The sequence below is a fragment of the uncultured Campylobacter sp. genome (genome assembly GCF_938039245.1).
Taxonomy (GTDB): domain Bacteria; phylum Campylobacterota; class Campylobacteria; order Campylobacterales; family Campylobacteraceae; genus Campylobacter_A.
Genome location: NZ_CALHVN010000041.1, coordinates 1 through 20288, shown reverse-complemented (window position 1 = coordinate 20288; position 20288 = coordinate 1). Strand labels below are relative to the sequence as shown.

Annotated in this window: 19 protein-coding genes; 16 read left to right on the top strand and 3 right to left on the bottom strand. The window is 39.0% G+C overall.

Annotated elements, in window-relative coordinates; all coding sequences use genetic code 11:
* Positions 1-2 precede the first annotated feature (2 nt).
* From hslU to Q0218_RS11965, 12 genes are all read left to right on the top strand, one after another.
* On the top strand, positions 3-1325 hold the full coding sequence (hslU, locus tag Q0218_RS07335; protein ID WP_297968143.1) for an HslU--HslV peptidase ATPase subunit: 1323 nt from the start codon (positions 3-5) through the stop codon (positions 1323-1325).
* Positions 1322-2191 (top strand): GTPase Era, encoded by an 870-nt coding sequence (era, locus tag Q0218_RS07330; protein ID WP_297968140.1) that lies wholly within the window; start codon positions 1322-1324, stop codon positions 2189-2191. Before hslU ends, era begins: the two co-directional genes overlap by 4 nt.
* A gap of 107 nt (positions 2192-2298) precedes the next feature.
* Positions 2299-3810, top strand: a complete 1512-nt coding sequence (locus Q0218_RS07325) for a hypothetical protein (protein WP_297968137.1) — start codon at positions 2299-2301, stop codon at positions 3808-3810.
* The gene (gene pilO / locus Q0218_RS07320; RefSeq protein WP_297968134.1) at positions 3810-4472 is read left to right on the top strand and encodes a type 4a pilus biogenesis protein PilO; all 663 of its coding nucleotides are present in this window, start codon (positions 3810-3812) and stop codon (positions 4470-4472) included. The genes Q0218_RS07325 and pilO overlap by 1 nt, the downstream gene beginning before the upstream one ends.
* A complete protein-coding gene (locus Q0218_RS07315; protein WP_297968131.1) occupies positions 4451-4876 on the top strand; it encodes a hypothetical protein in 426 nt (141 codons plus the stop codon). Before pilO ends, Q0218_RS07315 begins: the two co-directional genes overlap by 22 nt.
* The gene (gene mshL / locus Q0218_RS07310; RefSeq protein ID WP_297968128.1) at positions 4854-6455 is read left to right on the top strand and encodes a pilus (MSHA type) biogenesis protein MshL; all 1602 of its coding nucleotides are present in this window, start codon (positions 4854-4856) and stop codon (positions 6453-6455) included. Before Q0218_RS07315 ends, mshL begins: the two co-directional genes overlap by 23 nt.
* A complete protein-coding gene (locus Q0218_RS07305) occupies positions 6445-7269 on the top strand; it encodes an ATP-binding protein (protein WP_295140168.1) in 825 nt (274 codons plus the stop codon). The genes mshL and Q0218_RS07305 overlap by 11 nt, the downstream gene beginning before the upstream one ends.
* Complete coding sequence (locus Q0218_RS07300; protein WP_297968125.1) at positions 7262-8155, top strand: transformation system protein; 894 nt, start codon at positions 7262-7264, stop codon at positions 8153-8155. Before Q0218_RS07305 ends, Q0218_RS07300 begins: the two co-directional genes overlap by 8 nt.
* Before the next feature lie 60 nt (positions 8156-8215).
* Positions 8216-9973, top strand: a complete 1758-nt coding sequence (locus Q0218_RS07295) for a GspE/PulE family protein (RefSeq protein ID WP_297968122.1) — start codon at positions 8216-8218, stop codon at positions 9971-9973.
* Complete coding sequence (locus Q0218_RS07290; RefSeq protein ID WP_297968119.1) at positions 9970-11220, top strand: type II secretion system F family protein; 1251 nt, start codon at positions 9970-9972, stop codon at positions 11218-11220. Before Q0218_RS07295 ends, Q0218_RS07290 begins: the two co-directional genes overlap by 4 nt.
* Before the next feature lie 25 nt (positions 11221-11245).
* A complete protein-coding gene (locus Q0218_RS07285) occupies positions 11246-11749 on the top strand; it encodes a PAS domain-containing protein (protein ID WP_297968117.1) in 504 nt (167 codons plus the stop codon).
* A 13-nt stretch (positions 11750-11762) separates the two neighbouring features.
* Positions 11763-13025, top strand: a complete 1263-nt coding sequence (locus Q0218_RS11965) for a methyl-accepting chemotaxis protein (RefSeq protein ID WP_366517428.1) — start codon at positions 11763-11765, stop codon at positions 13023-13025.
* Between the two features lie 1295 nt (positions 13026-14320).
* On the opposite strand, the gene Q0218_RS07275 is transcribed toward Q0218_RS11965, so the two are convergent.
* Positions 14321-14758: a GatB/YqeY domain-containing protein gene (locus Q0218_RS07275; protein WP_297968115.1), complete on the bottom strand. Its 438-nt coding sequence runs from the start codon at positions 14756-14758 to the stop codon at positions 14321-14323.
* A gap of 133 nt (positions 14759-14891) precedes the next feature.
* On the opposite strand from Q0218_RS07275, the gene Q0218_RS07270 reads away from it, so the two are divergent.
* From Q0218_RS07270 to Q0218_RS07255, 4 genes are all read left to right on the top strand, one after another.
* Positions 14892-16436, top strand: coding sequence for an inorganic phosphate transporter (locus Q0218_RS07270; RefSeq protein ID WP_297968112.1), 1545 nt, complete (start codon positions 14892-14894; stop codon positions 16434-16436).
* A gap of 191 nt (positions 16437-16627) precedes the next feature.
* Positions 16628-17242 carry a cytochrome-c oxidase gene (locus tag Q0218_RS07265; RefSeq protein WP_297968109.1) on the top strand — a complete coding sequence of 205 codons (615 nt, stop codon included), beginning with the start codon at positions 16628-16630 and terminating at the stop codon, positions 17240-17242.
* Complete coding sequence (locus tag Q0218_RS07260; RefSeq protein WP_297968106.1) at positions 17206-17412, top strand: hypothetical protein; 207 nt, start codon at positions 17206-17208, stop codon at positions 17410-17412. The genes Q0218_RS07265 and Q0218_RS07260 overlap by 37 nt, the downstream gene beginning before the upstream one ends.
* A 550-nt stretch (positions 17413-17962) precedes the next feature.
* The gene (locus tag Q0218_RS07255; protein ID WP_297968104.1) at positions 17963-18781 is read left to right on the top strand and encodes a DUF2314 domain-containing protein; all 819 of its coding nucleotides are present in this window, start codon (positions 17963-17965) and stop codon (positions 18779-18781) included.
* A gap of 162 nt (positions 18782-18943) precedes the next feature.
* On the opposite strand, the gene Q0218_RS07250 is transcribed toward Q0218_RS07255, so the two are convergent.
* On the bottom strand, positions 18944-19072 hold the full coding sequence (locus Q0218_RS07250; protein ID WP_297968101.1) for a hypothetical protein: 129 nt from the start codon (positions 19070-19072) through the stop codon (positions 18944-18946).
* The gene (locus tag Q0218_RS07245) at positions 19056-20222 is read right to left on the bottom strand and encodes an ankyrin repeat domain-containing protein (protein WP_297968098.1); all 1167 of its coding nucleotides are present in this window, start codon (positions 20220-20222) and stop codon (positions 19056-19058) included. Before Q0218_RS07245 ends, Q0218_RS07250 begins: the two co-directional genes overlap by 17 nt.
* Positions 20223-20288: the final 66 nt, after the last annotated feature.

Here is a 20288-nt window from a genome sequence, read left to right as displayed (position 1 = left end):
AGATGAATTTAACCCCAAAAGAGATAGTGAAATTTTTAGACGATTACGTCATCGGGCAAAAGGACGCCAAAAAGATCATCGCCATCGCGCTACGAAACCGCTACCGCAGGATGAAACTAGATAAAACGATGCAAGACGACATAATGCCAAAAAACATCCTGATGATAGGCTCGACGGGCGTGGGCAAAACCGAGATCGCAAGACGCTTGTCAAAGATGATGGGCTTGCCGTTTATAAAAGTAGAAGCTAGCAAATACACCGAAGTGGGCTTCGTCGGACGCGACGTAGAAAGCATGGTGCGCGACCTGGCGGCTGCATCGGTAAATTTGGTCAAAGCCGAACAGCGCGAAAAAAACCGCGAGAAAATCGACGAATACGTAAAAGATAAGATAATAAAAAAACTCCTGCCGCCTCTGCCCACAGGCGCGAGCGAAGAGAAAAAAGCCGACTACGAAAAAAGCTACGAAAAGATGATGAACAGGCTAGAAAACGGCGATCTAGATGATCTTAGCATCGAGATAGAAGTCGTGCAAAATAGCTTTGACGCGGGAGCCAACGTGCCGCCCGATATGGCGCAAATGCAAGAAAGCTTCGTCAAAATCATCGGACTAAGCAACAAAACCGTCAAAAAAGAGATGAAGGTAAAAGACGCTAAAGAGGCGCTCAAAAACGAAGCTAGCGATAAAATTTTAGACATGGAGAGCATCAAAACCGAGGCCGTGCGAAGAGCCGAGAACGAAGGCATAATCTTTATCGACGAGATCGATAAAGTCGCGGTGAGCTCCGGAAACTCGGGCAGGCAAGACCCGAGCAAAGAAGGCGTACAGCGCGACTTGCTACCTATCGTGGAGGGCTCGACGGTGACGACCAAATTTGGCGCCATAAAGACAGATCACATCCTTTTTATCGCCGCGGGCGCCTTTCACATCAGCAAGCCAAGCGATCTAATCCCGGAGCTTCAGGGGCGTTTTCCGCTGCGAGTAGAGCTTGATAGCCTGGATGAAAATGCGCTGTATCAAATTTTAACTCAGCCTAAAAATTCGCTACTCAAGCAGTACCAAGCGCTTTTAAAAACCGAAAACGTGGAGCTTAAATTTAACGATGAAGCCATCAGGGCTATCGCTAAAATAGCTCAAAACGCTAACGAAAAAATGGAAGATATCGGCGCCAGGCGCCTGCACACCGTGATCGAACGCGTGATCGAGGATATCAGCTTTGAGGCTAACGAGCACGGCGGCGAAACCGTAGAGGTGGACAAAGCCCTCGTAGAAAAGCGCCTCTCGGACGTCGTCGAGGATCAAGATCTAGCGAGATACATCTTATGAAATCAGGCTTTGTCAGCATCATAGGCCGTACGAATGCGGGCAAAAGCTCGCTTTTAAATTTTTTGCTTGATGCGAAGATCACCATCGTCTCGCACAAGCAAAACGCCACGAGGCGCAAGATCAGCGGTATCGTGATGAACGGCGAAGACCAGATCGTTTTTACCGATACGCCGGGACTTCACGAGAGCAACAAAACGCTAAACAAACTCATGATAAACGAAGCGATAAAATCGATGGGCGACTGCGATGCGATCGTGTTTTTGGCGCCTATTCACGACGACATAGACGATTACGTCAAATTTTTAAATCTAAATCCGCAAAAACCCCATATCTTGGTGCTCGCCAAGGTTGACGAAGTCTCAAACGCCAAGGTGCTTGAAAAAATCGCGCAGTATCAAAAATTTCAAGACAAATTTACCGCGCTTTTGCCTTTTAGCGTCAAAAAGCAAACCTACAAAAAGCCGCTTTTGGATGAAATTTGCAAACTTTTGCCTGAGCACGAGTATTTTTACGATCCGGAATTTTTAACGCCGACAAATGAAAAGGAACTTTTTCGTGAATTTATCCTTGAGGCGCTCTACGACAATCTAAGCGACGAGATCCCCTACTCTACCGACGTGCTCATAGATAAGGTCAAAGAAAAACCGGAAATAACCGAAATTTATGCCACCATAATCACCGAGCGTGAGATACACAAATCTATGATTATCGGAAAAAACGGACAAACCATCAAAAGAATCGGGATAAATTCAAGAAAGTTAATATCAAATTTTACAGGACAAAAAATCCTCGTAAAGCTCGTTGTAGTCGTTAAAAAAGACTGGCGAAAAGACGAAAAAACTATAAAAAGCTTGAATATTTTATAAACGTTTGTTAAGTTGCGTCACTTTTTATGATATAATACATATGTGATTTGTCTATGATTTAGCAGTGGCTAAATTTGAAGCAAGTCGCAGATAAAGGAAGGATAAAAATGGCAAAAAGTAAAAACGCTACTCCGGCAATAGTCGCGTATGATCCATACTTGCAAACATCTTTTGCTTTTTCCGACAACAAAATTCAACCCGTGGAATTAAGCAAAGCTAATAAAAATAGCTATTTTGTGTCATACATAAAATATAAAGATCTTATTGTAGGAAATGTAGAGATACCGTCCTCAACCGAAGAAGACGATGTATCTAATTTAATAACGATTAAAGCCTATGAATTATTTAATTTGGATCCGGCAGCCGAGTATAAAATAGTATATAACGAATTTAACGGGGTTTCGTCCGAAAATAAAATTTTCAATGTCTTTATATCAGATGTATTGTCAAGCAATAAGTTATTTTCGCTATTTGTCAAAAAAATACCGTATATTGACTATGTAGTAGCCGCTCCTTTGGCTTTTGAGGCGCTGTATAAGAAAAATATACTATCGGCTCAAAACGTAGATGCATTTATAGTAATGCAAGAAGATGATGCATTTATAGCCGTATATCAAAACGGAGAATATGCACAATCAAGGCCGTTTAGATACTCATCAAGAACTATCAGCGAAAAATTTTCCACCTTAAGCGGCGATAAGTTAAACGATAGTTCTTTTTTTAATATCATAAAAGACGGCACAAATACGCCAAACGAAAGAAATAAGTCCTTTATAGTAGAAATTTTTGATGAGATAATTTATTATACTAGCGATGTAATTGATAGTTTAAATAGATTCGGCGGAGCCAATGTATCAAATTTATATATAGTCTCAGATGTCCCGATGGGAGATTTTTGCGAGTGCATTAAAGAAAAAATTGGCTTAACGGCAAGCAACCTTAATGTTTCAGTAGCCATAAACTCAAAAGAAGTTCAAGCCAGTACCCTAAATGAAATCTTAGTAGTTAATGCGCAGTACTATCAAGAGACACGCGACAATAGCTTCAACTTTTCAAATTTTTTAAGGCCGCTTCCGTTATTTCAGCGCAGTAGCGGTAAGCTAATAATGTATTCTCTGCTGGGTATTTTAGGCGGTATAGCTTGGCCGATATATCTTTACGTTTTTGCTACGATAACAGATATAGATACGGCTGACAAGAGAAGCGAGCTTGAAGTAAACCAGAGAGACTTACAGAGAATAGAAGCGGAGCTAGCAAGGCTACAACAAGAAAAAAACAATATAACCGCAAATATCGGGCTAGAAGAAGAAAAGATGAATTTTAGAAAAAATACGATCTCTGAAATTTATAATAAAAAAGTAAAATATCCTATGAAAAGTATAGTTTTGTTTGAACTTAGTAATCTAATAAACAACAAAGATATACAAACAGCCAAGATAGTAAATTCAAATAGAGATATGAAGATTATGCTAGTTAGTAAGGATGAGAAAAAACTGACTGAACTTATACAAAATATTAGTAATTCAGATAAATACTCTATAACGACAAAAGAGATATCTCTAGATAAAAAATACGGCGTTCCTTCATATGAAACAAATGTTACTATAAAGATAAAATAATGAGAAATGATAATATTTTTACGAAAATCGATAACTATTTCGATAATAAGAAACCGAGCGAAGTTTCCGTAATGCTTCTTGCAAGTCTAATACTTAGCGGAGTCGTTATATACTATGCAATCATGCCGTATGCACAAGAGTACCATGACAGCTCAATGTCTGAAAATAGCTCTGTGACAACCAATCTAAACGAAGTTAATAATAAGCTTGATAGTCTAAGTTTAAATAACGATAGAAATAACGATAGAAATTTCAAAATAAATCAAGAAAAAAATGATATTGGACAATTACAGATAAAACTTGCAGATACGCAAAAAATGAACCAGTACTTTGATGATAAGCTAAAAGAGTTATCTTACTTGATATTTAGCGAACAAAGCTGGGCCGACTTTTTAGATAACTTAGCTTTACTAGCAAATAAAAATAATGTAAAAATAACAAAAATATCAAACACCTTTAAGGAACCTAGTGCCGAAAAGATAGAGCAAATGCTAGATATAAACATATCGGTGGACGGTGGCTTTAAAGATATAGTAGGATATATTAATGCCATTGAAGAATCAAAATTGGTTGTTGATGTGAGCAATATCGACATCAATTCCACAAACGGAAAACTTAATGGTAATCTAGGAGTGTATGTATGGGGAATGAAATATCAATGAAAACATACGGTATTGCTTTACTATTGTTAGCAAATTTGGCATCTTTTGCCAGCGATACCCAAAGCGAAATTGAGGGGTATGAGGATAAATTTGCGGCTATAAACAAAGAGAGAAAGGGACTTGATGCTTCTGATTTAAATAAACTGTCGGATCCTTTTCTTAAAACAAAAGCTACCGTCTATAACACTGAAAGTAACTCTACGGCTAGTATATTTGAATTACAAGCTTTATTTAATAATAAAGCAAAAATTAATGGAAAATGGTATCAAATAAGAGATAAAATAGGTGAATATGAACTATCGGCAATCAGAGGATCAAGTGCTATCCTAGCAAATAAAGAACAAAAAATAGATTTAAATTTAAAAAAGGGGGAAAATAAAAATGTTATCATTAAAATTAAATAAAATCATACCTATTTCTATATTTACTGCATTATCACTATCTTCTCTTAGTGCTGGTAGTTGTGACAATAGGGTATTTAATCTTAAAATAAACGAGCAAGTTACAGTACAAGAAGTATTAACTCAGCTCTCAGATATGTGTCATTTTAGTATCGTATCAAAAGATCAGTTTGCAAAAGATGCAATAGGCGAGCAAATATTTGGTGTAAATATAAAAGACAAAACGCTAAATGAAATTTTTACTTTATTGTTATCCGAAAAAGATATGAGCTATACGTTTTCTCAGGATGTGTTAAAAATTTCTTCTCTCCAAACAAAAACTTTTAAGATTGATTACATAACTTCTATTAGAGAGGGTACCGCAATAACAAAAGCATCTGTTGATTCAGCCCCGGCGGAAGTTGGGCAGGATAAAGATGATCAAGCCGCTGGGGAAATAGGTGCCGGCGGGGGTAAGCTTGATAATATTATAAAAACTACGGAAAAATTTGATTTTTGGGAAAAGCTTGATACTGAGATAAAAGCCATCCTAAACAATACCACAGAAAGTATAGTTGCACCAGATCCTGTAATTAATGCAAATGCCGGACTAGTAACGGTTACAGGTACTGCGGCTCAGCTAAAGAGGGTTTCCGAATACATTAAAGATATACAAGAAAGGCTAAAAAAACAGGTGGTTATTGACGTATCAATAATATCTGTCGAACTTGCAAATAGCTACACAAAAGGCGTAGATTGGAGTAAATTTAATATAGGATTTAAAACTGGACTATACAATCGTCCGGTTACAACCGGGGTAACAGAAACAGTAGGACAAGATGCCAACGGTAATCCTACAACTACATTGAGTAGAACTTATGGATTAATACCGGCAAATGATCTGTTTTGGTCAAATAGAGGAAATGGTCTTGGGGGCGGTTTTTCTCAAAGTATGAATTTGATTGCCGGATTTAACTTTAACCTAGATGGCGTACTCAATTTTCTTGAAACTAATGGGCGTACAAAGATAGTATCAAGCCCTAAAATTACAACACTAAACAATCAACAAGCCTTAATATCCGTAGGTGATAATGTAAACTATCGCGTTCAAGAAGAAAGTCAAAACAATAACTCTCTAAACGGTAAAACTACTATTACATATAAGCAGTATTCTGTATTCATAGGCATACTACTAAATATTCTACCGGAAGTTTCAGACGACAATAAAATTATGCTTAGAATAAACCCGTCATTAAGTAGCTTTAAGTATACGGAAGACGATACAAGACAAAGCACTGCCATACGAGAAATAGCTCCAGATACTATACAAAAGAAACTTTCGACGGTAGTACAGGTTAATAGCGGCGATACTATTGTTTTAGGGGGTCTTATAGCTCAATCCAAAGGTAAAGACAATACCAAAGTTCCTTTTTTAGGAGATATTCCAGTTCTCGGGAATGCTTTCAAGAGCACAAAAGATAGTCTAAGAACTACTGAACTTGTTTTTATAATAACCCCAAGAATAGTTGATATATCAAATCCAACACCGATAAATCAATCACTAAAAGATTTGGGATTTTCAAGGTCGATATATGAGCGGTAACAAATATACTACTATAAAAAATATTTTTGCCGATATAGGGCAAGAATCAGACTATATCAATTTGGATAAGTCTATAGTAGCATATAAGAAAATTTTGGATTTATTGCAAAAACCAGTAAAGCTTATCGTATTTTACGGTAAGCCTGGGTGTGGCAAAACCTTTTTATTAAAAAAGATAGTCTCAGACCTAAAAGAGCAAGGTGATATAGTTTTTTTCCCTTATCCTTTTTTCAATGAAGCGGAATTCGTAACGTCATTATATGAAGGAATTTTTAAAAAGGAACCTCAAGAAAAGATAGGGAGTTACGAGCAATTTATTAAAATATACAAAGCAAAAACAGATGACGTGCAAGATAGAAAACCGGTAGTAGTCATATTAGATGAATCTCAGTTGTATCCAGAAATTTTACTGGAGAAGATTCGCATAATGTCAGATAGCGGATTATTTAAATTTTTATTTGCTACGCATGAGTATATAGACAAAGATATACTTTCAAGAGATTATTTTAAGACTAGAGTATGGGAAAATATCGAAATGGGATCTGTTGATGTCGGCGAGATGAAGGTTTATTTGGAGAATAAATTTCAGAACAATCAGTTTTATTATATTTTTTCAAAATTTACAGAAAGTCAGTTTGAAATTTTAAATAGTTTAAGCAAGGGTAATTTAAGGATGTTAAATAAGCTTATGTTTAATATTTTTGAACTTTACGAGTATTTTGACGCAAATCAACCTACTATAATAGGAGGCAATACGATGGTAACTAAAATAATAGAAATGGCAGCCATTAAATCGGAGCTTATAGATGCTTGAGACATACGAGGTATTGGAATTAGAAAGGCGATGGAGAGCCTATGACAAAAAAAGAAAAGAGTTTAAGTTTAAAGATAAAAAAACTTATATTTATGCAGTATCTGCCGTACTTGCTATATCCGTATCGGTATCATCGCTTACATTTTATCTACTAAAAGATTCACTGGTTAGCGGTGTTGCCAGTAGTACTATAAGTAACGATATTAAAGAGCCAAGCAAAGACTCTAAACATTCTGAGATTAACGAACAAAAGAAAAATCTAGACCCATCAGATAATACTCTTTTAAATTCGGATAATTTTGGGATAAATGAAAACCTATCCGAAAAGCAAAACAACAATGTCAGTATAGCTGGAGATATCGATCCGCAAGAAGAACAACATGGCTGGGTAAATGTCAATGATTTGCCAAATAATGCAGATACTGTCAGTAATTTTTCAGCGGCTAGAAATATAGGCGGTAAACAAGTTGCCGTAAAAACACCTAAGGAAGAAAAGATAAATTTTGATTCTGATGGCTCCTTTTCATCAAAAAATACATCAAGCGGACAAGACATTAATAAATTTCAAATACAGTCATCTGCCTCAGAGGTTTCAGTCGATGAATTAAAGGCAAAATTTGATAAAGCCAACAGCTCAGACATAGCCGTCTTGATAGCAAAAAGATACTACAGTACAAAAGATTATCAAAATAGCGAAAAATGGGCTCTAATCGCTAATGAATTAGATAGCAATAATGAAGAAAGCTGGATTATATTTGCTAAATCTAAATATAATCTTAAGCAAAAAAACGATGCCATAAGCGTTTTAAAAATTTACAACGATAAGGCAAATTCTGCCAATATCGAAGATTTAATGAAAAAGATAGAGGACGATACTGCACTGTAAAATTTGTGCAATATCTTGCTTAACGTATTTTTATTTTAGAAAATAAAAGGATATTTTTTAGTGAAGAAAGTTTATGAACTATTTTTAGCTACTGCGCAAAAAAATGAATTAATATCGAATACTCAGTATCAAAATATTACAGCACAGTTAAGAGAAAAAGATGATTTTGAGACAATAATCCATCAGGAAATACCAGACTTAAAAGACGAACTCGTCTACGATATCTTAGGTGAATTGTATAAAAAACAAAGATTAAATATCAACGAAATAACAGAAAATTTTGCAATAAATTTAAAAGATTTTCTAAAATATATAGCTTCTAAATTTAAACTAGAGTATATTGAACTAGATAATGTGGACATAGATTATAGGCTTTGCGAAAAAGCACCATTGACGCAACTTAAAACGCACGAAGCCCTTCCTGTCAAAGAAGATGAAATTGCGGTATATGTCGCCTTTAAAAATCCATTTGATATGTCAGCCCAAGATAGGCTTCAGTCTATATTTAGTAGAAAGCTACTAAAAACCGTTATTGCAGATCCTGCCAAAATAGACAAATATCTTAGCAAAGTCGAGCTAAACGATAGCGTCAAAGGCATCGTAGCAGAAATTAGAAAAGAGCTCTCGTCTACAACGGTTATTGGCGGTAATGCCGACGAAAATAGTTCTGGTATTTTAAAACTTATTGAAGTTATCTTAAGAACATCTATCGTTAGTAGGGCAAGCGATATACATATAGAAGCTACTACGACAAACTGCGTCGTCAGAGGTCGTATAGACGGCATGCTAGCCGAGCTTTTTATATTTGACAAAGACTTATTTCCCCCTTTAGTATCGCGTATGAAGCTACTTTCTAATATGGATATAGCAGAGCGCAGAAAACCGCAAGACGGTCGATTTTCAGCTCAAGTAGCAGGCAAAGAATACGATTTTCGTATCTCTACATTGCCTATTTTACATGGCGAAAGTATAGTTTTACGTATCCTAGATAAGTCAAAAGTTCTAATAAGTCTTGAGAATTTAGGTATGCATCCGGCTACTTTTGAGAAATTTAACAAAGCAATGAAGGCGCCTTACGGTATTATATTGGTTACCGGCCCGACCGGCTCCGGTAAAACAACTACGCTATATGCGGCTCTAAACGATATAAAAAGCGTAGAGACTAAGATCATTACCGTTGAAGATCCGGTGGAATATCAACTAAATATGATTCAACAAGTCCACGTCAATGAAAAAGTCGGTCTTTCGTTTGCCGCCGCTCTTCGCTCTATTTTAAGACAAGATCCCGACATTATAATGATAGGCGAGATCAGAGATCAGGAAACTCTTCGCATTGCTATTCAAGCAGCCTTAACCGGTCACTTAGTATTTTCAACGCTGCATACGAACGATGCGATAAGCGCGGTCACTAGAATAGCAGATATGGGCATAGAACCTTATCTTATTAGTGGAGCGTTGGTAGCCATAGAGGCTCAAAGACTTGTAAGAAAATTATGTCCAAACTGCAAACAAAAGACGATTTTACCTTCAAATTTACAAGAGCAGTTTAAAGACTTTTTACCGCAAGAATATCAGTTTTACAAACATGTCGGTTGCGATCAATGCTCTCAAACGGGATATATGGGCCGAGAAATGATAAGCGAGGTTTTACCGATAAGCGATACTATTTCAGCCATGATAGCAAACGGTACAACAAAAGAAGCCATTAAAGAAGTTGCATACAGAGAACACTTTATAGATATGTTTAAAGATGGAATCATAAGAGCAGCTAGAGGCGTTACAACGATAGATGAAGTATTTAGGGTGGCTAAAATATGAAATTTTTTGAAGTGGAATATATGGCTAACGGTCGTAGGCAAAAGATGACCCTAAAGGCCAATAATAAAAGCGAGGCGCAAGCCATAGCAAAAACTAGGAATGCCGGCGTAGTCGTAAAAGTCGGAGAAACAAAAAATGTCCCCATTCAAGAACAGTTTGGAGGTTTGGTAGAAAAGATGTCCGTCTTTTTAGGCGGCTCAAAGATAAAGATAAATAATCTAATTGCTTCTTTTAGACAATTAAGCGTTATGACAAATGCCGGAATTTCAATCCACGACAGCATAAAAGAGGTAGCAAAGTCCACCGAGGATAAAAAACTAAAGGCGATATTTACTACGCTAAACGACGATCTTAACCAAGGTCAAAGTCTTACCGACGCTATTATGAAATTTAAAAATCAATTAGGCGACGTAGTTATAGCCATGATAAAACTAGGTGAAAATACAGGTAATATGTCGGAGTCTTTACAAAAACTATCTGATATATTGCAAGAAATTTGGGAAAATCAGAGAAAATTTAAAAAAGCCATGAGATACCCTATAACCGTAATGTCGGCTATGGCTATTGCTTTTATAGTGCTTATGATGTATGTCGTACCTAAATTTAGAGAGATTTTTGAGCAACTTGGGGCAGATTTACCAACCCCGACTATTATCCTACTCGGCATAGAAAGCGCTCTTAGTAATTACGGTCTTTATATGTTAATTGGTTTTATAGCTACTATTTTTATTATGAAGCATCTATATAAAACCAATCAAGATTTTAAGTATGGCTTTGATAAATTTTTATTAAAGGTGTACTTAATAAATAAAATCATATTTTATTCTACCATGAATAGATTTAACCTAATTTTTACAGAACTAGTTAGAGCCGGTATCCCGATAGCAGAGGCTTTAGAAACAGCGACATTGACGGTTGACAACCAAGAAATACACGATAAGCTAGCAACCATAAAAATAGCCGTCCAAAGAGGTATATCGCTAACGGAAGCTATGAGAGATACCGAACTTTACGAGAGTATGCTTATTCAGATGCTAAGCGCAGGAGAAAGAGGCGGCGCGATAGACGCAATGCTTGAAAAAGTAACGGATTATTATAAAGCCAAATTTAGCGACCTAGTAGATAATATATCAGGCTATATAGAGCCTATTATGCTTTTATTTATGGCGGCCATGGTTATACTCTTGGCTCTTGGTATATTTATGCCTATGTGGGATCTTGGAAATGCGGTTCAGGGTCGCAAATAAGAAACAGGAAAAAGGAAGAAAGCTAATGCAACAAAACTTTCAGGAAAGACAGGTTAATAGCGATGCTTTTTTGGTCTCTAAAACAGATACCAAGGGCAGGATAATATACTGCAACGTACCTTTTGCTCAAATAGTAGGAGCAAAAGGTAATGAGCTTATCGGTAAGCCTCACAACATCGTAAGGCATCCTGATATGCCTCGCATAGTGTTTAAAATTTTATGGGAGTATGTAAAAAATAAAAAAGAAGTTTTTGCTTATGTTAAAAACAAAAGCTTTGACGGTTCTTTTTACTGGGTATTTGCCAACGTAACCGCATCCTTGGATCAAAAAGGCGAAATTATCGGTTATTATTCTGTTCGCCGTAAGCCAAATCCAAAAGCGCTAGATGTTATTATACCGCTCTACAAGCAACTTTTAGAAGCCGAAAAAAACGGCGGAATGGACGCTTCATCAAAACTTCTTGATAGCATATTGCAAGAAAAAAATAAAAGTTACGATGAGCTAATGAATAACTTGCAAAGACTATAAACCAAGGAAGAAAATGTTTTTTAAGAAAGAAAAAGTAAATTACGATGAAATTTTAAACGTAGTAGAGCAGGCTAGAAACGGCTTTTTAGAACCTAGAATTTTACAAATCGATCCAAATTCGCAGATCGGTAAAATCGCCCTTGGAATAAACGATTTACTTGATCAAATCGAAGCTTTACAGCGAGAAATGGGGACTTGCGTAAAATCTGCAGAAAACGGAATAACATATAGGAATATCTTTACGGAAGGTTTTCGCGGCCTTTTTAAAAGTAACGCCGTTTCGATGAGCGAGGGCGTAGAGGGCATAAAAGCCGGGCAAAAAGGCAAGGTAAGAGGTCTGCTTTCGGAGAAATTTAGCGAACTAGGAAACGGTAACGACGGTATTTTGGAAGTACAAAACGACCTAAATCAAAGCATTAAAAATCTAACTCAAATAGCTACTATGGCGCAAGATACTTCGTCTAAGGCAAACGAAAGTATGTCCGCGGTAAGCGAGCTAAGCGTTAATATGGGCGACCTTGAACTCCTGATAACCCAGTCTACGGAAGCTATTAGAAATTTAACGCATAGAACCGAAGAGATTTCTTCAGTTGTAAATTTAATCAAAGATATCGCCGAGCAAACGAATTTACTTGCTCTTAACGCCGCTATAGAAGCCGCAAGAGCCGGCGAACACGGTAGAGGATTTGCCGTCGTTGCCGACGAGGTACGCAAACTAGCCGAAAATACGCAAAAAGCCACGAGCGAAATAGGCATAAATATCCAAACCCTTCAGCAACAAACAAACGATTTAAACGAAAATTCCAACAAAATCACGCAAATAGCGCAAGTAGCCAATGTAAGCGTAGCTAAATTTAAAGATGCCGTAAACGTCTTTAGTCAGGGCGCGACGCAGAGCGCAAAAATTTCAAAATACGTCGAAAATAAAACCATCGGCATCATCGGCAAGATCAACCGCGTAACGTATTTACAAACGGCTTACTCTAACGTTATAAACGAAAGAGGATATGATGAAAATATGGAGCGCCAGGCTCAAAATTTAAGCGCATGGTATGAGAGCGCCGCGCCGTATTTCGTAAACTCAAAAAGCTTTGAAAAAGCTAGCGTACCGGCAGCGCAAATCAGCGACCTAGTAATGGCAAATCTAGAAGAGTCAAAGAACGGATACGACGTAAAAGATATCCAAAAATTCGTCGATAGATTTACCAAAGTCAAACAAGCAAGCGGCGAGATATTTAAAATCATAGACTTGGCCATAGAAGAAAGCGCCAAATAAAAAACCTTAGAATTTAAGTCATTTGGCTTAAATTCTAAGCCTATATATACAGCAAATATCGCCGTACATCAAATTTGCGCTAAATAATCTTAAGCGGATTCTTCCGCTACTTCATATTGCTACATATAACTCTTACAGATTTTAAAATAACGCTATACGGCCCTTTTATCAAAACTTCATCGCGAGCGCTTTGCTTATTTCGTATCTTTAGTGTTGCTATATGCATAAAACCCAGCCTCTCTGCATCCATAGCTAAGAGCCACACAAAACTATTTCTATAAGTGAAGTGAAGTGCGAAATTTACTTTTGCTTAGCGTTATCATTGCTCCATATTTGAGAAGTTTCTTTTAAATTTAGTTAATCTATATTTAGCATACCTTTGTCTGCTTGTAGCGATAAAGCAAGTCACGGCTCTCGTGCTAGCTTTACTTTTTTTGCCACTAATAGAACGCGCTATATTGAGAAACTCTCATAATATAGGCAATTAACTCGTTAGCATAGCAGAAATATAAACTCTTTGCCGTCATGCTTTAGCATATCTACTTCGCTACATTTGCACTCTTTAAAAATATAGTTTTGGTCATAACTACTATTTATTTGCTTAAGCTTAAATTAAAAAAACTTTTAAGAAATATCACTGTTCTCTCCAAATTTTAAAGCGTAAGGTTACTGATCTAACCAAAAATCAAATGCAAGTCCGCAAATTTTAAATACAAAACTCAAAAACGGCTGGAAATTTTTACCTACTTGAAATTTAACCGGATTTCAAATCCAAAACCCACTAGCCTCGGCTGATTTAAAGACGGCACGCATTAAATATACCGATCAAAATATAAAGACAAAAACTAATTTCCCTTCACCAAGGCTTGAAGTTAAACTCGGTCAAATAGCCCTGACAATCGGGGTTTTAGTTTATTTTATACCTAAAATTTGAAAGCTTTTTATAAAAATTAGCATAAGCACAGCTACTAAATTTAACAAACGCAAGCAAAAGCCCAAGTATGGCTAGCGGCTACGCGCTAAATCGCTAGCAACATCATATCAAAACTACCTGCGTAAAATCTCAAATTTATTAAAGGCAAAAACCCGTAATTTGCTAAATTTACCTTAGAAACGGCGTACAAAATGTGCAACTCAAAACCGTAAGTCGTGAAAAATAGTAGGTTTGTGCCCGCCGTTTAAGCATTTAAAATTTTAGCCAACTTAACAAAAACAAAAGCAAGCAAAGTTCACCTGCACTCGTTTTAAATTTGACCGAATTTCAAAGCAAATTCGGTCAAATTTAAATGCAAAATTTAGCCCAGCAACCTCTTTGCGCACTCGCTTATGCTCTTGCCGTCGCTTCTAGCGCCGATTTTTTCTTTAGCCGCTTTCATTACCGCGCCGATATTTGCGTCCTCGCCTAGCCCCGCGATGATTGCTTTTATCTCGGCCTCTAGTTCGTCCGCGCTTAGTTGCTTCGGTAGATAGCCGTTTATGATGTCGATCTCTTTTTGCTCGTTTTGCGCCAGATCGTCCCTGCCGCCGTTTTTATACTGCTCGATAGAGTCCATGCGGCGTTTGATCTGAGTTTGTAGGATCGGTAGTACCTTTTCGTCGGTCATTTCGGCGCGCTCATCGACTTCGACTTGCTTGATGACCGAGTTTACGAGCCTTAGCGTGTCGCGGCGAAAGTTGTCTTTTTCTTTCATCGCAGTCTTGATGTCCTCTAAAATTTGCTCTCTAATCGTCATTTTTTCTCCTTTAAATTTAAGTAGGCAAATTATTATAACGAAGCTAAAATTTAAAGCTAATAAAACCGCTTAAATTTGGCTTGCTTAAGAAAAATATAGTTATAATTAGCCATTCATTTTTAAAAGGACTTGCTTGAGAAGCGACAATCTCTTTGCATTTGCGATCTTTATAATCACCGCATTCGGATTTTTCGTTTGGGGTTACCAATATATCCCGACTCATCACTTTTTACTTTTTAGCATCGCTAGTATTTTCGGTATCTTTATGGCGTTTAACATCGGCGGTAACGACGTCGCAAACTCCTTTGGCACGAGCGTAGGCGCCAAGACCGTCACGATAAAGCAAGCCCTAGTTATCGCCGCTATTTTCGAGCTTAGCGGCGCGATATTTGCCGGCGGCGAGGTGACTAAAACCATCCGAGAAGGCATCGTGAGCTTCCCGCAGGAGGGCACGGAGCCGATGCTTTTCGTGCTGATTATGATGTCGGCGCTTTTAAGCTCGGGCATTTGGCTTTTTATCGCGTCTAAAAAGGGTCTACCCATCTCCACGACGCACTCGATCGTTGGCGGTATCGTTGGCGCCGGGCTTACGATGGGCTTTACGACGATGGGCGGGGATAAAGCGCTAGCTATGGTTTCTTGGGGCGAGATAGGCAGGATCGCCGTTAGCTGGGTTATCTCGCCGCTGCTAGGAGGCATCCTTTCTTATTTTATCTACGGCTACATAAAATCTAAAATTTTGATCCCGACTCGTAAATTTACCCTAGAGCTAAAGGTACTAAAACGCGAGCGTAAAGCCTATAAAGAGCGCTATCTACAAGAGCTAAAAACAAAACCCGAAAGCGAACAGATAAGGATACTAAGTAAGATCGCGGTCCTTGACGACGACGACGTCGAAAGCGGCGAACGCAGCGAATACAAGCTCGCTATAAAAGCCATGAAAGAGCGAGAAAAAGAGATCGATACGTCAAAGGCCATGCGTAAACACATCCCGATGGTGGCTGGCATCGGCGCGATCATCATCTCGTCGATGATGCTTTTTAAAGGGCTTGAGCATCTAAATTTAGACCTAGGTTTTATCGGTACGATCTGGATCATCTGCGTCATCGGTATCGTCACCTATCTCGCCACGCTTGCGATGATAAACGTGATGAAAAAAGACAACGCCGAAAAGAGCACGAACCGCATTTTCTCATGGTTTCAGATATTTACAGCCTCCTCGTTTGCATTTTCTCACGGCGCTAACGACATCGCAAACGCCGTGGGACCGTTTGCCGCGATCCTAGACGTGCTAAAAACAGGCTCGATAAACGCTACCGCACCGGTGCCGGGCATCGCGATGGTGACTTTTGGCATCTCGCTCGTGGTCGGGCTTTGGTTTTTAGGCAAAGAGGTTATCGCTACCATCGGTAGCAAGCTAGCAGAGATCCTGCCTACGACGGGCTTTAGCGCCGAGCTAGCAGCCAGTACCGTCATCCTGCTAGCCACAAAGCTCGGCATCCCGGTCTCCTCGACGCACATCCTTATCGGCGCGGTGCTTGGCATCGGTATCCTAAACCGCGACGCCAACTGGAAAATGGTCAAACCTATCGTGCTTGCGTGGGTTATCACCCTACCGATCGCAGGCGGCTCGGCGGCGCTCATTTATATGCTGTTAAAAACGGTGCTAGGACTATAAATTTAACCCGTAGTTTGGGCGCAGATTTATCGTTTGCTTACGTAAATTTAATCTAAAGCTCGTAAAATCGGCGATGATTTTATAAATTTGGGCTAAATTTAGCACGCTCTTTGTCTTGCAAATTTGTGTTTAAAATTTATCGCTTGCGTTCGGCATTTGCGCTAGGTCGGTAATTTTTAAAAAGGAGAAATATGAGTAAAATTTTATCCGCCGCACTTGCGGCCTCGCTTGCTTTTACGCTCATAAACGCGCAAGGATACGCAGCAATGCCGATGCCTAGAGCAGATACGTCAAATTTTATGCCGAGCAAAAATGCTAAATTCGTATCGCAAACGGCCGACGATGCGCCCCAAAAAGTAAATTCCGTCGATATCTACGTCTCAAATCTCTACTCGGCAAGCGGCGGCGTGCCTAATTACGTACGCGTTTACGATGCGATAGACGGCCTACTCATGGAAAATAACGTAGAAAGTCTGCAAAAAGCGATAAAAATTATCGAGGACGCGCCGGGACTAGTCGCGCCTAGCACGTTAATGACGGTTGCCGCGCGCGCCTTTGATCTGGGGCTAAAGGACGAGGCGGCATTTTGGTTTTATGTCGGCAAAAATAGATTCATCGTTTTTACCGAGGTCTTAGACGTAAAAGACCCAGTATTTGCCTCCACTATGGACGTAAATTTAGCCTTCGTTAAGCTTGTAGGCGACGTAATAAATCCCTACGCCTTTTGCGATCTAAAAAAGCAACGAGCCGCCATTTTACGGGCAAACGAATGGACGAAAGCCCACCCTACGAGGCGGTGTTTTTAGAGCGATTCCCGTCTAAATTTAAAGATCGCAAAGCCGCACTCAAAAATGCCGAAGGCTTATTAGAAAAAAGTCTGCAAAAGCAAGACGAATATTTTGCGGATCCTAAAAATAAAGAAGAATTTTTAAAAAAACGCAAGCAAAATCGCGCCGACGAGAGATTTTGCGACTAAATTTCGCGGCTAATCACAAACTAAATTTAAACGCGTCGGCTAAATTTGCAGATAATTTTTGCACTCTAGGCAAAACGGGCGAGCGAGCTTAAATTTAGCCTAAATTTGCGGTTAAATCTAGCAAGCGCGTAAAATCATGCTAAATCAGCTAGAATGCAAAGCGGCAAAAATCTAACGCCTAAATTTAAATGAAGCGGTTTTATAAATTTAGCTTCAAATTTCGGCTAAAATTATATCAATCGCCGCAGATAAAGCGATAAAAGCTCAAAAATGCGGCTCTAAATTTAAGATAAAAAGCAAGCAGCCGCCACAAGCCAAACGCGCTAAAAAGCTGAAAAACAAACGAAAGGAGCAGACGATGGATACAAACGAAAAATCCGAAAACGGCTTTAGCATTCGCGACTCGTTTTTTAAATCAAGACGCGACGATTTGCGTTACCTTCGCACCCCCCCCCATAGCCTTGAACGAGCGGGCTACCGAAATAGGCGAATTTACGCGAGTGTCTTGCGGTAAATTTAAACAAATACAAACTAAAATTAAAGGAAAAATATGGGACTATTTAAAAAGATATTAGGCGACGAGTCGGACGCAAAAAGCGGCGAAAATACAAACGATAAAGAAAATGATCCGGTATTTTACGCAGACGGCGAAGACGCGGCGATGCTAGAGGCTTTTAGGCGGGCTAGAGAGAGCTTTGGGTACTTTTGGCGCGAGCTATACTGGGAAAATCACCGCATTATCCCGGGGCTTAACTTCGCTTGCGTCAAGGTTGCCTTTTCGCAAGATATCGGCGGCCGTACGGAAGTCGAGCATATGTGGATAAACGACGTGTATTTTGATGGCGAGCGCGTTTACGGCGTGCTGGCCAACGACCCAGGTATACTAACTAATGTCTCAAGCGGCGACGAGGTCGCTGTACCGCTAGAGCAAATCAGCGACTGGATGTTTGCGGTAGATGATAGAGCATACGGCGGCTTTAGCGTGCAAGCCATGCGTAAAGCTATGAGTAAGGACGAGCGCGCCGAACACGACGAGGCATGGGGGCTGGACTTCGGCGATCCGGACGTAGTTTTGCTAGCCTACGAGCAAGAAGAGCATCCGCAAAATCTCGCCGAGCATCCGATGAGCGTAAACATGAAAGAAGAGTTGAAAAAGTTTTTAAGCCAAAATCCAAAAGAGATAACGCAGGCCGACGATGAGGGCTATACGATGCTCCACCGCGAAGCGATAGCCGGCAACCGTACGGCGGTCGAGATTTTGCTCGCTAAGGGCGCTGATAAAAACGCTAAAAATATCCACGGCAAAACCGCGCTAGACTACGCTAGGGCGCTTGGTTGGGATCACGTAGTACAGGCGCTTAGCCAGTAGTTTATACTAGCAATCAAGCTTAAATTTACGGCTCAAATTTTACTTTGCGAGCTTACGACGCCACGCACGAGGCCCTTTGCCGTCGGTAAATTTAACTAGATCGACTAAACGCAAAATCGCGGTTACGGGCTTGCAAACAAGCCTTTTGCCGCGGTTGCGTATCTAAATCCCTTCTGCAAAATCAAGCCCGAAGAATTTAACGTATAAGTCCGCTATCTCTTTAGATGCTTCTTCTACGACTAGGTTTAGCTCATCGTTATTTATCGTTGCATTGTTATCGCTCTGCGGCATTTTTGCTCCTTCGTTTTTGGATTAGTTTATTTGATATTAGTTTTTCTTTATCTTGACCACTTATGTTGGCGTCGATATAGATTACTTTGGATGGATTATTTTTTAAGCCATCCCAAAAGTTTATCATATTTTTAAGTTTATTTTTTTCGTTTGCCCAGTACATAAATGTGCGAGTGTCGCCAAATGTCCCATCTTTATCTGGACAATACCGCTCTCCATTTTCTATAGACATACGTATCAATAAAGGTATGGTCTGATTTTTGTCTATTTCTTTTTTCCACGTATCAACGTGCCATCTATAACTTTTATAACACTTTTCATACGCCTCTTTTAGCTCCTCTTTAGTAGGTTGCCCAGAAACGTTGTTGTCTAGTAGCAAATTTAGCATAGGTTCGTAGTTTGGCATATATTCCATATCTTTAAAATAGTTGCCGTTCTCGTCAAAATACCCCATACTAAATAGTATTTGTAGCATCTCGGTAAAGTTGCCAAAGGTAATATAATCAAAAGGTAATATCCAGCCTTTTGAGCCTTCATTTTTTTGGCCGTATTTTACTTCGTACTCTACAAATATATTATCTCCGTCGATAGTCAAGCTCTTTATCCTATCGTTTTGGGGCGCTTTTAAGTACCTTTGAATTTTTTCTTTATTGCTAAATTTAACCCCGCTATTAAGCAAGAGCTTGGCGGTCTTTGTAGAGTTGTTCTCTATGGCGTAGGCTAGAGGCGAGAGTTTGTAGTTATCTTTCGCATGAGCGTTTGCGCCCATATCTATCAGCCTTTTTGCCGTGATTTCGTCGTCATAAAAGCTAGCATACATCAGCGGGGTAGTGCCTGCCTTCATCTTTACGTCGGCGCTAAGCCCGTTTCTTGTCATAAAATTTAAAATTTTATCCGTATCTTTTAGCCTTAGCAAATTTCTTAAAGCGTTAAGGGTGGCGTTATTTTCCTCGTATTCGTCTATATCCCAATATCTAAAACCAAAGTCGTCCACTTCCTCTTGCGTTACGTATTTGGCTAGCTCTGAGCCTGGTATTATCTTAGTATCGGCGGTGACGGTAAAATGCGTAGGGCGAGATAGCTTTTCGTAGAGGAAATTTATAAAAACGACGAAGAAAATGGCGGCGAAGGCTACTGCGGTCTTTTTCAATCCAAATTCCTTTAAGTTAAGATTACATTTTGTATTTTACTACTAGCATCTTAAACAATTCTTTTA